The organism is Kocuria sp. KRD140, assembly GCF_017168375.1.
Lineage (GTDB): Bacteria > Actinomycetota > Actinomycetes > Actinomycetales > Micrococcaceae > Kocuria > Kocuria marina.
Genome location: NZ_JABFAW010000009.1, coordinates 420,185 through 434,569 on the forward strand (window position 1 = coordinate 420,185; position 14,385 = coordinate 434,569).

The following is a 14,385-nucleotide window of genomic DNA, read 5'->3' on the forward strand; positions in this document are numbered from 1 at the left end:
CTCGGGGGACGGGGAGGCGGTCATGTCAGTTCATGCTAGTCACCGCACGGGCCCGCTGCCGGGCGAATTCCGTGAGCAGCCGGGTCAGTTCGTCCGGATCCGCCACGCGCCACGGGGCCGTGGAGTCCTTGGTGCCCACCTTGATCCCCACGTCGTGGGGTCCCAGGATCGCTATGGCGTCCTCGTCGGTGTCGTCGTCACCGGCGAAGACCGTGACCTGCGGGTGCACGGCTCCGCGGATGGCCGTGAGACCGTCCCCCTTGGTCGCGCTGAGCACCGAGCACTCGATGACCTGCTGACCCGGGGTCAATCGCAGGCCGGGCATCGCGGCATAGGCCTCGGTCATCTCGTCCAGCGCTCGCCGGGCGGTGTCCGGGTCTTCCATGGGACGCGTGTGGAAGGCCACACCCGCGGGTTTGAGTTCTGCCCGCGAGCCCGGATAGCGCTGCACGAACCCGTACGTCGCATCGATCGCCCGGTCCAGCAATGCCAACTGGTGCTCGGTCAGTTCGATCTCGGTGTCCGCACCGAAGCCGGGCGCGGCGCCGAGGTCCAGCTCCGCGCCGTGCGAACCGGAGAGCACCATGCGGCGCCGCGGGTCCACTACGGTGCGCAGGAACTCGAGGGGCCGCCCCGAGATGATCGCGACCGTGGTGCGGGGCAGTCCGGCGAGCGCGTCGAGCGCGTCCCGCGCGGCGGGCAGCGGCCGGGAATCCTCGGGGTCCTCGGTGAACGGTGCCAGGGTGCCGTCGAAGTCCAGGGCCAGCAACATGGTGTCGGCCGTGGCCGCGGTGGCGAGGGCGTCCGCGAGCGAGTCAGTCACGATCCGCTCCGGGCGTCGTGTCGGCCGCGGCGCCGTCGTCGTGCGCGGAATCCCGCCCGGGCGCGGCGCCCTGCTCGAGCTCCGGGGCGTGCGCGGCGAGGTCGTCGAGGAAACGGTGGGACCAGTCGACGACGTCGTGCGTGAGCACCTGCCGGCGCATCGAGGACATGCGCTTGCGGGCCTCGGCGTCGGACATGTCCCGCGCGTGCAGCATGGCGGACTTGAGCCCGTCGATGTCGTGCGGGTTGACGAGCACCGCTTGCTTGAGCTGCTCGGCGGCGCCGGTGAACTCCGAGAGCACGAGTCGACCCGAGCGGTCCTGCCGGGCCGCGACGTACTCCTTGGCTACGAGGTTCATCCCGTCCCGCAGGGCCGTGACGAGCATGACGTCCGCGGCGAGGTACAGGGCCACCATCTCCTCGAACGGGTAGCCGTGGTGCAGGTAGCGGACGGCGGTGTGGGAAATGGTGTCGAACTGGCCGTTGATCCGCCCCACCATGCCCTCCACGAGTTCGCGCAGTTGCCGGTAGGAGTCCACGCGCTCGCGCGACGGGCTCGCGACCTGGACGAGCACCGAGTTCTCCACGGAGATCTCCCCGTCCTCGAGCAGCTCGCCGTAGGCCTTGATGCGGTGCCGGATGCCCTTGGTGTAGTCCAGGCGGTCCACTCCCAGGAACACGGTGTCCGGGTTGCCCAGCTCCTCGCGGATCTCCCGCGCCCGGGCCTGGACCTGCGGGTCCGACGCGAGTTCCTTGATGGATTCCACGTCGATCGAGATGGGGTACGAGCCCGCGTTGACGGCCCACTCGGTGCTCTCGCCGTCCGCCGTGTCCTCGGAGAACCGGGCGCTGCCCTTGGTGAACTGCACCCCCAGGTACTTGCGCACGCAGCGCTGGAAGTTCTGGGCGTCCCCGGGGCGCTGGAAGCCGATCAGGTCCGCACCCGTGAGACCCTCCAGCACGGCCTTGCGCCACGGCAACTGGGAGTAGATCTCGGTGGGCGGGAACGGGATGTGGTTGAAGAACCCGATGGTCACGTCCGGGCGCAACCGACGCAGCATGCGCGGCACCAACTGCAACTGGTAGTCCTGGACCCACACGGTCGCACCCTGGGAGGCCGTCTCCGCGGCCCGGCGCGCGAAGCGCTCGTTGACGCGACGGTAGGCGTACCACCACGTGCGGTGGAACTCGGGCGGCGCGATGACATCGTGGTACAGCGGCCACAGCGTGGCGTTCGAGAAGCCCTCGTAGTAGCGCTTGACCTCGAGCTCGGACAGGCTCACCGGCACGAGATGGAAGACGTCGTGGTCGAACGGCTCCAGCGTCTCGTCCGGGGCGCCGTGCCACCCCACCCACGCGCCGCCGCGCTGGGCCATCACGGGTGCCAGGGCGCTCACCAACCCGCCGGGGGAGCGGCGCCACGTGCTGTTGCCGTCCTCGTCCACGTCCCGGTCCACGGGAAGACGGTTGGACACCACCACGAAGTCGTAGCCGTCCTGCGGGACGGGCACCTTCTCAAGAGACTGGTCTGCGGACACGATCGCTTCCTTCCCCGGGGCGGCTGTTCACCCCCATCCTAAGTGTGCGTACCACCGGCACCGGGGGAGAAGTCGCCGACGGGACGGGAGCACGACGCCGCGCCGGTGCGGGGCGGCCGCGACGAGGCCCGAGCGGCATCGTCCCCGGCAGCTGGGAACGGGCTGAATCGGGGCCCCGCCGGGCCCGGGTAATCTGGGGACGAAGACCGACACCCGTGTAGCACATCGGAAGGAAACCCGGGCCCCCATGGCTTCCAAGAACAACACCGCCGGTTCCTCGTCCTCGGACCAGGCCCGGGAGCGGGCACGCCAGATCGCAGACCGGCAGTCCCGCCGCTCCAACGGTAAACCCGTGGGGCTGATCGCCGCCGTCATCGCGCTGCTCGTGATCATCGCGCTGATCATCGGGGTGGTCGTGTGGCAGAACAACAGGGCCAGGATCCCCGACGCCGGCCCCGTGCCCGCGAGCGCTAACCAGTACGGCGGCATCACGGTCACGAAGGACGGGATCGTGCAGAACAGCTCGGACGTCCAGGAACGGGACCTCTCCCAGGAGCCCGAGCCCGCTGCCACCGCGGACACCTCCAAGACGCCCCCGGGGGTCGTGGACCAGGACCAGGCCGCGAGCAACGGCAAGCCCGTGCAGGTCGTGATCTTCCAGGACTTCGAGTGCGTGCACTGCGCCGACTTCGAGAAGCAGAACGCGGACGCGATCAAGCGGGCCGTGGACGCCGGTGACGTGCAGGTGGAGTACCGCAACCTCAACTTCCTGGACCGGGCCACCCGCGATCAGTACTCGTCCCGCGCCGCCAACGCGGCCTACGTGGTCGCCGAGCAGGTCGACAGCGACCAGTACATGGAGTTCGCCCAGGAGCTGTTCAGCCACCAGGGCACCGGCGGCCTGAGCGACCAGCAGATCGCGGACATCGCCAACAAGCACGGCGCGAACGTGACGGCGGGCCAGCTCGGTGAGAACACCTACCGCCCCATGGTCAACGTGATGTCCCGCGAGTCCATCAACAACGGTGTGGCCGGGACGCCCACCATCTTCATCGACGGCAAGCGTTACGAGGGAGGCAACTTCCAGGACGCACTGAAGAAGGCGGTCGACGAGAAGAAGTGACGCGGGCGATGCCCCCGACGCGACGAGAGCCCCGGTCATCCCGACCGGGGCTCTCATCGTCTGTCACGCGGGGACGACGGCGCCGTGCCCGGGTTCGGAGCCCCCTGCCGGATTCGAACCGGCGACCCTCTGTTTACAAGACAGATGCTCTGGCCATCTGAGCTAAGGAGGCACTGCTGCCCAGTGCGATCACGGGACCGCTCCATGGTACTGGACGACGCGCCGAGGGCGGGCACCCGGCGCGCGGGAACCGGCCGGGGCGGCGGGACCCGTCATGCGGTGGCGTGCTACCTACCCATGCCGGAGAAAAACTGCTTCGATGGGGTCATGGAAATCAAGGGAAGAATGGCAGAAGCGTTCAACGACCAGATCACCATGGAGCTGCAGGCGACCGTGGTCTACCGCCAGTTGTCCATTGAGATGGACGTGGCGAGTCTGCCCGGTTTCTCGCAGTGGTTCCGCGCCCAGGCGGCCGAGGAGATCACGCACGCCGAGAAGTTCATCGACCACATCGTGGACCGCGGCGGTGATCCGCAGATCGGGGATATGGCCGGTCCGAACATCGCCGACAAATCCGTCCTGGGGTGCTTCGAGGCCGCGCTCGCGCACGAGCGCAAGGTATCCGAATCGATCCGCAACCTGTACCGGCTGGCGCAGGAAGAAGGCGACATCGATGCCATGCCCCTGCTGCACTGGTTCATCAGCGAGCAGATCGAGGAGGAGGCCACCGTGGAGGAGATCTGCGACCAGGTGCGCCTGGTCCACAACGACGGGCCCGGCCTGTTGCGCCTGGACTCCGAACTGGGTTCCCGGCCAGTCCGGGCCGACTGAGCGCACCTTGCCCGGTCCGGGCGCCCCCGAAAACGCCCGAACACGGAAGAACACGGAAGAACCGGCCCCGCTTGAGCGGGGCCGGTTCTTCCTGCATGGCGGGTACTACTCCTGGGTGCTCTCCACGTCCGCCTGCTCCTCGCGGCCAAAGGCCCACAAGAGCAGCTCGGACGGTTCACCGCGCACGAGTTCCACGCGCCGGGCGGACTTCTTGCCGCCGCGCACCGCACCGAAACCGCCCGCGAGCAGCACCACGGACTCGGACTTCTTGCGCAGCAGTGCCGGGCCCATGAGCTTGAGCACGTTCCACAGGTCTTTCTGCTCGTCGTTGAGCAACTGCCGGGCGTGCCACTGAGGCTGCGCGCGGCGGACGTCCTCGTGGTGGATGAAGAACTCCCCGGTGTTCATCCGCTTATCGATCGGGGACCAGCGACCCGGGGAGAAGAGCGGGGGGCGCTCCACGAGGTCCACGAGCTTCTCCCACGGCATCTCCCGGTAGTCGGCGTCCACCGACTTGGCGTGGCGCCCGAGCACGGGCAGCTTGGGGGAGAGCATCCCGGCGACCGCGTCCGGACGGGAATCACGGATGATCAGGTGGATCGCGAGGTCCCGGGCGTCCCAGTCTTCGCACAGGGTGGGGGCGTCCGGCCCCACACGGCGCAGCAGCGCGGCAAGATGACGACGTTCGACATTGGCGAAGTTGGTCACGTGAACATCCATTCTGTGGGGTGGACCGTCACGTCCACGGTAGACGGGCGCCGCGGTGATTGCCACCGCCGCGCGCGCTCACGAGGCGGGGTCCGCCGCGTTGAACTGCGCCCTGTAGAGGTTGGCGTAGGCCCCGTCCGCCTCGATCAGCTCGTCGTGGGAACCCTGCTCCACGATCCGCCCCGACTCCATGACGATGATCGTGTCCGCGTCCCGGATGGTGGAGAGCCGGTGGGCGATCACGAAGGACGTGCGGCGCTCCCGCAGCGCGGCCATGGCCTTCTGCACGAGCAGCTCCGTGCGGGTGTCCACCGCGGAGGTCGCCTCGTCCAGGATGAGCAGGGACGGTTGCGCCAGGAACGCCCGGGCGATCGTGATCAGCTGCTTCTCACCGGCCGAGACCGAGGAGCCGTCCTCGGAGATCACGGTGTCGTACCCGTCCGGCAGGGCGCGCGCGAAACGGTCCACGTACGTGGCGCGCGCAGCGGCCAGTACCTCCTCGTCCGTGGCGTCCTGACGGCCGTAGCGGATGTTCTCCCGAATGGTGCCGCTGAACAACCACGCGTCCTGGAGCACCATGCCCACCTGTGAACGCAGTTCGTGGCGGGAGAGGTCCCGGATGTCGATCCCGTCCAAGCTGATCCGGCCCGCGTCGATCTCGTAGAAGCGCAGGATGAGGTTCACGAGCGTGGTCTTCCCGGCGCCCGTGGGTCCGACGATCGCCACGGTGCGCCCCGGAGCCACGTGCAGGCACATGTCCTCGATCAGGGGCTCGGCACCCCGGGCCAGGGCGGCCTTGTCGTAGGAGAAGTTCACGTGGTCGAAGCGCACCTCACCGCGCAGCGTGCCCGGCAGGTGGGCGGTGGGCGTCTCCGGTTCCTGTTCGGGGGCGTCGAGCAGTTCGAAGGTGCGTTCCGCGGAGGCGATGCCGGACTGCAACTGGGTGGCCATGCCCGCGACCTGGGACAGCGGCTGGGTGAATTCCCGGGAGTACTGGATGAACGCGGTGGCGTCCCCCAGGGTCAGCTGGCCCGTGGCCACGCGCAGCCCGCCCAGCACGGCGATGCCGACGTAGGACAGGTATGAGATGAACTGCATGACCGGCATGATCGTCCCGGACATGAACTGCGCCCCGAACGCCGCCCGGTACAGTTCCTCGTTGCGCTCGTCGAACTGCTGCTGCATCTGACGCTGTCGGCCGTACGCGTGCACGAGTTCGTGGCCCGAGAAGGATTCCTCGATGTGCCCGTTGAGCTGACCCGTGGCGTGCCACTGCTGTTTGAACAACCGCTGGGAGCGGGTGCCGATGACCCCCGCCGCCACGGCGGACAACGGCAGAGCCACGAGCGCGACGAGCGCCAACTGCCACGAGACGATGAACATCATGACCATGATGCCGAGCACGGTCAGCACGTTCTGCACGAGCTGCGCGAAGGTCTGTTGCAGCGCCGTCTGGATGTTGTCCACGTCGTTGGTCACGCGGGACATCACGTCCCCGCGCTGGCGCGCGTCGAAGTAGCTCAGGGGCAGGGCGTTGACCTTGCGCTCGATCTCCTCGCGCAGGTCGTATACGACCCGCATGACCACGCGGTTGAGCACGTAGCCCTGCAACCACATGAGCACCGAGGCCACGGTGTACATGCCGAGCACCACGAGGATGAGGGTGCCTAGTCGGGTGAAGTCCACGCCCTGTCCCGGGACGAGCGTCATGGCGGACATCATGTCCGCGAGCGTGTCCTGGCCCTGCGCACGCAGCCCGGCCTCGACCTGTTGCTGGCTCGCGCCCGCTGGCAGGGATCTGCCGACGACGCCGGCGAAGATCACGTCCATGGCGCGTCCCAGCACGCGCGGGGCCCACACCGTGAGCACCACGGACAGCACGACGGCCGCGACGACGACGGCGAGCGCAGCCTTGTGCGGGGCCATGAGCTTCACGAGCCGCCCGGCCGAGGCCCAGAAGCGCTGCGGCTTCCGGGCCGGTTCCTGTGTCTCGCTCACCGTTCGCCTCCCGTGGTCTGTTCGGCCGAGAGCTGTGACGTGACGATCTCCCTGTAGGTCTCGCTCGCGGCCACGAGCTCCTCGTGGGTGCCGCGCGCGATGATCCGGCCGTGCTCGAGGACCAGGATGAGGTCCGCGTCCGTGATGGTGGAGACGCGCTGGGCCACCGTGATTACGGTGGCGTGCCGGGTCACGGGGCGCAGGGCGGCGCGCAACCGGGCGTCCGTGGCGACGTCGAGTGCCGAGAACGAGTCGTCGAAGACGTAGACCCGGGGGCGGGCCACGAGGGCGCGGGCGATGCTGAGCCGCTGGCGCTGACCCCCGGACACGTTGGTCCCACCCTGGGACACGGGGGCGTCCAGACCCTCGGGCATCTCGCGGACGAAGTCGTCCGCCTGGGCCACGCGCAGGGCCTCCCACAACTCGTCGTCGGTGGCGTCCGCGCGGCCGAAGCGCAGGTTGGACGCCACGGTCCCGGAGAACAGGAACGGCCGCTGCGGGACCAGGCCCACCCGGCCCGCGAGGTCGTCCGGGGCGTAGTCGCGCAGATCCACCCCGTCCAGCAGCACACGGCCGGTCACGGGATCGAGCAAGCGGGGGATCAGGCTAATAAGTGTGCTCTTCCCGGAACCCGTGGCCCCGACCACGGCCACGGTGCGTCCCGGTTCCGCCGCGAAGTCGATCCCGGACAGCACGGGGTCCTCCGCGCCGGGGTACTGGAACGTGACGTCCTCGAACCGAACGTGGCCCACCGGGCGCGGTGCTACGGCCGGTCGCTGCGGCGGGTGCATGGTGGGGCGGGTGTCGAGCACCTCCCCGATCCGCTCGGCGCACACGACCGCGCGCGGGACCATCATGAACATGAACGTGGCCAGCATCACGGCCATGAGGATCTGCAGCATGTACTGCAGGAAGGCGGTCAGCGCCCCGACCTGGATCTGGCCCTGGTCCACGCGGTGGCCGCCGAACCACAGCACGGCCGCGGTGGCCAGGTGCATGACCATGTTGATCACGGGGAACATCAGCACGAACAGCGCCCCGATGCGCAGGGAGATGTCCGTGAGGTCCTGGTTCGCGCTGCGAAAACGCGCGGTCTCGAACGGCTCCTTGACGAAGGCGCGGATCACCCGGATCCCGGTGATCTGTTCGCGCAGCACCCCGTTGATCCCGTCGATGCGTTCCTGCATGATCCGGAACCACGGCATCAACCGGGAGACCACGAGGCCCAGCAGCACCCCCATTACAGGGATGGACACCCACACGAGCCACGACAGCCCCGGGTCCTCCCGCAGGGCCATGACGATCCCGCCCACGCACATGATGGGCGCCATGACCATGAAGTTCAGGCCCATGAGGGTGAGCATCTGGATCTGCTGGACGTCGTTGGTGGTGCGCGTGATCAGCGACGGCGCCCCGAACTTCCCGACCTCGCGCGCGCTGAACTGCCCGACCCGGCGGTAGACGTCCCGGCGCAGGTCCCGGCCCACACCGATCGCCGTGCGGGCACCGCACCACACGGCCACGACGGCAGCGATCACCTGGGCGAACGCCACGGCGAGCATCACGGCGCCGGCGCGCCAGATGTAGTCGGTGTCCCCGCGGGCCACGCCGTTGTCGATGATCCGGGCATTGAGGCTCGGGAGATAGAGCGTAGCGATCGTGGCCGCCAGTTGGAACACGAGAACGCCCACGACCCACGGGACGTAGGGGCGCGTGAAAGTGCGTAACAAACTCAGCAGCATGACGGTCGATCCTGACGTCGAGCACGGAGGGAGCCGAATACGCGCCCAATATACGCGCGGGCCGGGACACGCTGAACGGACCGGGGCACCCCGGGTGATCCGGGTGTCACGCGCTAAAGTTTCGGTGCACCGAAACTTGCCGTTCCACGCGGTGCGCGGGACGGTGGACCTGAGCAGGAGGACACCATGACGTCGGGCAATCCAGCGCCGCAGGACGCGACCGGTGCGGGGGGTACGACGGCGCGGGCGTCGTCGCACGGGACCATCGCCGCACTCGGTCCGGCGTTCGTGGCCGCGATCGCTTACGTGGACCCCGGCAACGTGGCCGCGAACGTGAGTGCGGGTGCGGGGCATGGCTACCTGCTCGTATGGGTGCTCGTGCTCGCCAACCTCATGGCCATGGTCATCCAGTACCTCTCCGCCAAGCTCGGGATCGTGACGGGGCTGTCCCTGCCGCAGGTCCTAGGCGATTCGCTGCCGCCCGGTACCCGGGTGCTCTACTGGGCCCAGGCCCAGCTCATGGCGATCGCCACGGACGTCGCCGAGGTGATCGGCGGGGCGCTCGCATTGTGGTTGCTGTTCGGCATCCCGTTGCCCCTGGGCGGGGTGATCGTGGCCGCGCTGTCCATGCTCGTGCTCGCGCTCCAGAACCACCGCGGTCAGCGCGTGTTCGAGACCGTGATCCTGGGGATGCTCGGGATCATCACGGTGGGGTTTCTCGGGGGACTCGTGGTGGGCCCGCCCGATCCGCGGGGTGTGCTCGACGGTCTGGTACCGCGGCTGGAGGGCTTCGAGTCCCTGGTGATCGCGGCGGGGATGCTGGGTGCCACCGTGATGCCCCACGCGATCTACATCCACTCCGCACTGAGTCGGGACCGTCACGGCATGGGCCACGCCCCAGAGCGCGTCTCCCAACTCCTGCGCGCGACCCGCGTGGACGTGGTGCTGGCACTCGTGGTGGCCGGTGCGGTGAACATAGGGATGCTCCTGCTCGCGGCCAGGAACCTCTACGGCGTGGAGGGCACGGACACGATCGAGGGTGCGCAGCACGCGATCTCCGACGCGCTCGGGCCCGCCGTGGGGGTCGTCTTCTCCCTGGGGTTGCTGGCCTCCGGGCTCGCCTCCACCGCAGTGGGTGCGTACGCGGGGGACGTGGTCACGGCGGGTCTGTTGCGGTGGCGCATCCCGCTGCTCGCGCGGCGGCTGATCACGGTGATCCCCGCCGTCGTGATCCTGGCGCTCGGCGCGGAACCCACTGCAGCCTTGGTCGGGAGTCAAGTGGTGCTGAGCTTCGGGATCGCGTTCGCGCTCATCCCCCTGGTGCGCGCCACGGGCAGGGCCTCCCTCATGGGCCGCTTCCGCAATGGCCCGGTGCTCGCGGCCATCGGGTGGGTGAGCGCCGCGATCGTGGTGGTGCTGAACGTGGTCCTGCTCGTCATGGGCGTGGGAAATGTGGGTTAGGGGCTAGCAAAACCACATAAACAGACATAAGCTCACATCACACAGGGGTTTCACCGCCGACACCCCGGTCCGTGAGGTGAAGATGTTCGCTGCAGAACGCCACGAGGAGATCACACGCACCGTGAGCCACGAGCGCCGTGTCAACGGTGCGGGACTGGCGAAGCGGTTCGGTGTGACCATGGAGACGATCCGCCGGGATCTCGCCGTGCTCGAGTCCCAGGGGAAACTGCGCCGTGTGCACGGCGGTGCCGTGTCCGTGGACCAGTCCACGAGCGGCGAACAGGGGATGGACTCCCGATCGCGCCTCGCGGCCGATGAGAAACGGGCCATCGCCCGCAAAGCCCTCGAGGTACTCGAACATGCCGAGGCCGGTGCCGTGGTCCTGGATGCCGGCACCACGGTCGAGGCGCTCGCGGACCTGTTGCTGGCCCGGGACAACCACCTGCCCGGCGGGCAGGAACAGCTGATCATCACCCACGCCCTGCACATCGCGGCGAAACTCGCGGACGCCGAGGGTGTGGGGCTCGAGCTCGTGGGTGGGCGGATCCGCAAACTCACGTGGGCGGCCACCGGCTCGCGGGCCGCCCAGCACTACGACCAGTTGCGCCCGGACCTCGCGTTCGTGGGTTGCAACGGCGCCCACGCCTCCTTCGGGCTGTCCACCCCGGACCCCATCGAGGCCGTGGTTAAGGCGACGATCGTGCAGGCCGCGCGCCGCGTCGTCGTCCTGTGCGACGCGAGCAAGCAGGACCAGGAGACCCTCACGCACTTCTGCTCGCTCGAACAGATCGACACCTTCATCACCGACCGCGCTCCCGTGGGGGAGCTGGCCCAAGCCCTCGAAGACGCCGACGTGGAAGTGGTTCTCGCATGATCATCACCGTGACCCTCAACCCCTCCGTGGACCGCACCGTGGACCTGCCCGGCCCGCTGGCCCGCGGTCGCGTGCAGCGCGCGAGCGACACCCGCCAGGACCCCGGGGGCAAGGGTGTGAACATCTCGCGCGCGCTGGCCGCGAGCGGTGTGGACACTGTGGCCGTGGTCCCGGGGGACGGCACTGATCCGCTGTTCACCGCGCTCGACGCCGCGGGGGTGCGCTACGACAGCGTGTCCATCGGTGCGCCCGTGCGATCCAACATCACCGTGACCGAACCGGACGGGACCACGACCAAGATCAACGAGCCCGGCCCCCCGCTGGACGAGCACACCGTGGACCGGATCGTGGAACGGATCGTCTCCCGCGGCGCGGGTGCGCAGTGGCTCGTGTTCGCGGGGTCCGTGCCGCCCGGGCCCGCCCCGGACGTCTACGCCGTGCTGGCCGCCCGCGTGAGCGGCGCGCTCGGTGCGGCCGCGCCGTCGTTCGCGCTGGACACCTCCGGGGACGTGCTGCGCGCGGCTCTCGCCCCGGGTGTCACCGTACTGCCGGACGTGATCAAACCCAACGGCCACGAACTCGCGGAGCTGCTGGGCCGCACCGACGGCGATGCGCTCGAGGCCGATCCGCGCGCCGCAGCGGACGCCGGGCGGGAGCTCGTGGCCCGCGGCGTGGGGGCCGTGCTGTGCACTCTGGGCGGCAACGGTGCCGTGCTCGTGACGCCCGAGGGCGCGTGGCACGCCGTGCACGAACCCGTCACGGTGCGCTCGACCGTGGGCGCCGGCGACAGCGCCCTGACCGGGTACCTCGTGGCCGCCCAGCGCGGGGAGGCCCCGGCCGAACGCCTGCGCCGGGCCGTGGCCCACGGCTCCGCCGCCGCCGCCCTGCCCGGGACGCAGATGCCCACGGTCGCGCAGACCACGCCCGACGCCGTGCGGGTCACGCAGCTGACGTCCGCACGGCAAAGCGCCGCGACACCGGACGTCCCGACGCCGAACCCGGCCGCGCCCCGCGAGACGCAGCCCCGGACCTGATCCACCCACCGCCCCGTAGCCAAGGAGCACCGACATGTCAGATCTGATCAATCCCGGCCTGGTCCTGTTGGACCGGGACCTGGGCGAGTCCACGGAGAGTGTGATCCGTGCACTCGCGGCCACCGTCCACCGGGAGGGCCGCGCGAGCACCGCGGATTCCCTCGCCGCGGACGCCCTGGCCCGGGAGGCCAAGAACGCCACCGGGATCCCGGGCGGGATCGGCATCCCGCACTGCCGCTCCGAGGCCGTCACGCAGGCCACCCTGGTCATGGCGCGGCTCGCCCCCGCCGTGGACTTCGGGGCCAAGGACGGACCGGCGGACATCGTCTTCTTCATCGCCGCACCGGCCGGCGCGGACCAGGAGCACCTCAAGCTGCTGTCCAAGCTCGCACGTTCCCTCATGAAGAAGCCCTTCGTGGCGTCCCTGCGCGCAGCGCAGTCGCCGGAGGAGGTCGTGGACATCGTGGACACGGCCCTCGGTCTCGCTCCGCAGCCGGACGACGCCGCTGCGGCACCCACCGCGGCGACCGGAACCGCGGCCACGGGATCCTCCGCCGCGACCGGTGCCGACGGGTCCGCTGCCACGGGAACCGGCGGTGCCGCTGCCGGCGCAGCCGTAGCTGGTGCGAGCGGTGCGACCGCGGCGTCGAACGCCGGGACGCAGGCACCCACCGGAACGCACGCGCCGCTGACCGAATCCGCGACGTCGACGGCGCCCGATGACGCGGGCGCCCGGGGTCCGCGCAGGCTCGTGGCCGTCACGGCGTGCCCCACCGGCATCGCCCACACCTACATGGCCGCGGACGCCCTGGCCAACACCGCCCAGGAAATGGGAGTGGACCTGCAGGTCGAGACCCAGGGCTCCTCGGGCGCCACGCGTCTGGACCCGGCCGTGATCGGTCAGGCGGAGGCCGTGATCTTCGCGACCGACGTGGACGTGCGGGAGCGCTCGCGGTTCGCGGGTCTGCCGTACATCGCGTCCGCGGTCAAGCGCGGGATCGACGAACCCCGCGAGATGATCCAGGAGGCCCTCGAGGCCGCGGACGATCCCCAGGCGCCCAAGGTCACGGGCGACGGCGGTGAGATCTCCGCCGCCGTGACCGGCAGCGAGGGGTGGGGCACGCGGATCCGCAAGGCCGTGATGACGGGTGTCAGCTACATGATCCCGTTCGTGGCCGCGGGCGGTCTGCTCATGGCGATCGCGTTCATGATCGCGGACCCGGTGCTCGTGGCCCAGCAGGCCGACGACATCCTGGCCACCACCACCCTGGGCAACCTGGGGGACGTGTCCCTGGCCATGTACCTGGGTGCGGTGCTGTTCAAGACCGGCAACCTGGCGATCAGCCTGTTGGTCCCCGCGCTCGCGGGCTACATCGCCTACGGGCTCGCGGACCGTCCGGGCATCGCCCCCGGCTTCGCGGCCGGTCTCGTGGCCAACTTCATGGGCGCCGGGTTCATCGGCGGCATCGTGGGCGGTCTGCTGGCCGGCATCTGCGCGTACTGGCTGACGCTGCCCCGGCTGCCCCGCTGGCTCGGATCACTCATGCCCGTGGTCATCATCCCGCTGCTCGCCACGCTGTTCGCCGGCGGGTTGCTGTTCCTGCTGATCGGCGGGCCCATCGCCGCGTTCATGACGTGGCTCACGAGCCTGCTCGCCGGGATGAGCGGTGCCTCGGCCGTGGCCCTGGGTGCCGTGCTTGGTCTGATGATGTGCTCGGACCTGGGCGGTCCCATCAACAAGGTGGCCTATTCCTTCGCCGTGGCCGGACTGGGTGCCGCGACCGTGACCAACACGGCGCCGCAGGAGATCATGGCCACCGTGATCGCCGCGGGCATGGTGCCCCCGCTCGGGATGGCGCTCGCCTCCACCGTTCTGGGCCGCAAGTACTTCAGCGCCGCGGAGCGTGAGAACGGCAAGACCTCGTGGCTGCTCGGCGCGTCCTTCATCTCCGAGGGTGCCATCCCGTTCGCCGCGGCCGATCCGCTGCGCGTGATCCCCGCCTCGATGGCCGGTGGCGTGATCACCGGTGCCCTGACGATGGCGTGGGGCGTGACCTCGGCTGCCCCGCACGGTGGGATCTGGATCCTGCCGGTCGTGGACGGACGCTGGGGCTTCGTGGCCGCCATCCTGGCGGGCACCGTGGTCACCGCCGTGCTGGTCACCCTGTTCAAGCGCATCGGCAACGTGAAAAAGCACGTGGGCGAGGTCCCCGGGGTTCCGCAGACACAACAAACCGTGGAAGTGTGAGACATC

The 14,385-nt window shown here is 69.6% G+C and carries 11 protein-coding genes and 1 tRNA gene; 6 read left to right on the plus strand and 6 right to left on the minus strand.

Annotated elements, in window-relative coordinates:
• Window positions 1–25: 25 nt before the first annotated feature.
• Window positions 26–823, minus strand: coding sequence for a trehalose-phosphatase (gene otsB / locus J1M36_RS10630; RefSeq protein ID WP_342358335.1), 798 nt, complete (start codon window positions 821–823; stop codon window positions 26–28).
• On the minus strand, window positions 816–2,360 hold the full coding sequence (locus J1M36_RS10635; RefSeq protein WP_131333359.1) for a trehalose-6-phosphate synthase: 1,545 nt from the start codon (window positions 2,358–2,360) through the stop codon (window positions 816–818). The genes otsB and J1M36_RS10635 overlap by 8 nt, the downstream gene beginning before the upstream one ends.
• A 247-nt stretch (window positions 2,361–2,607) precedes the next feature.
• On the opposite strand from J1M36_RS10635, the gene J1M36_RS10640 reads away from it, so the two are divergent.
• Window positions 2,608–3,483, plus strand: a complete 876-nt coding sequence (locus J1M36_RS10640; protein ID WP_206479515.1) for a thioredoxin domain-containing protein — start codon at window positions 2,608–2,610, stop codon at window positions 3,481–3,483.
• Window positions 3,484–3,581: 98 nt separating this feature from the next.
• Here the strand turns inward: J1M36_RS10640 and J1M36_RS10645 are convergent.
• Window positions 3,582–3,655 (minus strand) — tRNA-Thr (locus tag J1M36_RS10645).
• Between the two features lie 173 nt (window positions 3,656–3,828).
• Here J1M36_RS10645 and J1M36_RS10650 point away from each other — a divergent pair.
• Complete coding sequence (locus tag J1M36_RS10650) at window positions 3,829–4,314, plus strand: ferritin (RefSeq protein WP_167318787.1); 486 nt, start codon at window positions 3,829–3,831, stop codon at window positions 4,312–4,314.
• A gap of 105 nt (window positions 4,315–4,419) precedes the next feature.
• Here J1M36_RS10650 and J1M36_RS10655 read toward each other — a convergent pair whose 3' ends face one another.
• The 3 genes from J1M36_RS10655 to J1M36_RS10665 all read right to left on the minus strand — a co-directional run bounded on the left by J1M36_RS10655 (window position 4,420) and on the right by J1M36_RS10665 (window position 8,762).
• Window positions 4,420–5,022 (minus strand): TIGR03085 family metal-binding protein, encoded by a 603-nt coding sequence (locus tag J1M36_RS10655; RefSeq protein WP_240918952.1) that lies wholly within the window; start codon window positions 5,020–5,022, stop codon window positions 4,420–4,422.
• A gap of 78 nt (window positions 5,023–5,100) precedes the next feature.
• Window positions 5,101–7,020 (minus strand): ABC transporter ATP-binding protein, encoded by a 1,920-nt coding sequence (locus tag J1M36_RS10660; protein WP_144998635.1) that lies wholly within the window; start codon window positions 7,018–7,020, stop codon window positions 5,101–5,103.
• Window positions 7,017–8,762: an ABC transporter ATP-binding protein gene (locus J1M36_RS10665; protein ID WP_206479518.1), complete on the minus strand. Its 1,746-nt coding sequence runs from the start codon at window positions 8,760–8,762 to the stop codon at window positions 7,017–7,019. Before J1M36_RS10665 ends, J1M36_RS10660 begins: the two co-directional genes overlap by 4 nt.
• Window positions 8,763–8,948: 186 nt before the next feature.
• Here J1M36_RS10665 and J1M36_RS10670 point away from each other — a divergent pair, with 186 nt between their 5' ends.
• The 4 genes from J1M36_RS10670 to J1M36_RS10685 all read left to right on the plus strand — a co-directional run bounded on the left by J1M36_RS10670 (window position 8,949) and on the right by J1M36_RS10685 (window position 14,379).
• Window positions 8,949–10,223: an Nramp family divalent metal transporter gene (locus J1M36_RS10670; RefSeq protein ID WP_064847223.1), complete on the plus strand. Its 1,275-nt coding sequence runs from the start codon at window positions 8,949–8,951 to the stop codon at window positions 10,221–10,223.
• An 82-nt stretch (window positions 10,224–10,305) separates the two neighbouring features.
• Window positions 10,306–11,097, plus strand: a complete 792-nt coding sequence (locus J1M36_RS10675) for a DeoR/GlpR family DNA-binding transcription regulator (RefSeq protein WP_064847222.1) — start codon at window positions 10,306–10,308, stop codon at window positions 11,095–11,097.
• The gene (locus tag J1M36_RS10680; RefSeq protein WP_082943444.1) at window positions 11,094–12,131 is read left to right on the plus strand and encodes a 1-phosphofructokinase family hexose kinase; all 1,038 of its coding nucleotides are present in this window, start codon (window positions 11,094–11,096) and stop codon (window positions 12,129–12,131) included. The genes J1M36_RS10675 and J1M36_RS10680 overlap by 4 nt, the downstream gene beginning before the upstream one ends.
• Window positions 12,132–12,165: 34 nt before the next feature.
• The gene (locus J1M36_RS10685; protein ID WP_206479527.1) at window positions 12,166–14,379 is read left to right on the plus strand and encodes a fructose-specific PTS transporter subunit EIIC; all 2,214 of its coding nucleotides are present in this window, start codon (window positions 12,166–12,168) and stop codon (window positions 14,377–14,379) included.
• The last annotated feature ends 6 nt before the right edge of the window (window positions 14,380–14,385 follow it).

What these genes read in the sequence shown, in the direction of transcription:
- J1M36_RS10650 (WP_167318787.1), top strand. Translation starts at nt 3,829, where the DNA reads ATGGCAGAAGCGTTCAACGACCAGATCACCATGGAGCTGCAGGCGACC.
- J1M36_RS10665 (WP_206479518.1), bottom strand. Translation starts at nt 8,762, where the DNA reads ATGCTGCTGAGTTTGTTACGCACTTTCACGCGCCCCTACGTCCCGTGG.
- J1M36_RS10675 (WP_064847222.1), top strand. Translation starts at nt 10,306, where the DNA reads ATGTTCGCTGCAGAACGCCACGAGGAGATCACACGCACCGTGAGCCAC.
- J1M36_RS10640 (WP_206479515.1), top strand. Translation starts at nt 2,608, where the DNA reads ATGGCTTCCAAGAACAACACCGCCGGTTCCTCGTCCTCGGACCAGGCC.
- J1M36_RS10670 (WP_064847223.1), top strand. Translation starts at nt 8,949, where the DNA reads ATGACGTCGGGCAATCCAGCGCCGCAGGACGCGACCGGTGCGGGGGGT.
- J1M36_RS10680 (WP_082943444.1), top strand. Translation starts at nt 11,094, where the DNA reads ATGATCATCACCGTGACCCTCAACCCCTCCGTGGACCGCACCGTGGAC.
- J1M36_RS10685 (WP_206479527.1), top strand. Translation starts at nt 12,166, where the DNA reads ATGTCAGATCTGATCAATCCCGGCCTGGTCCTGTTGGACCGGGACCTG.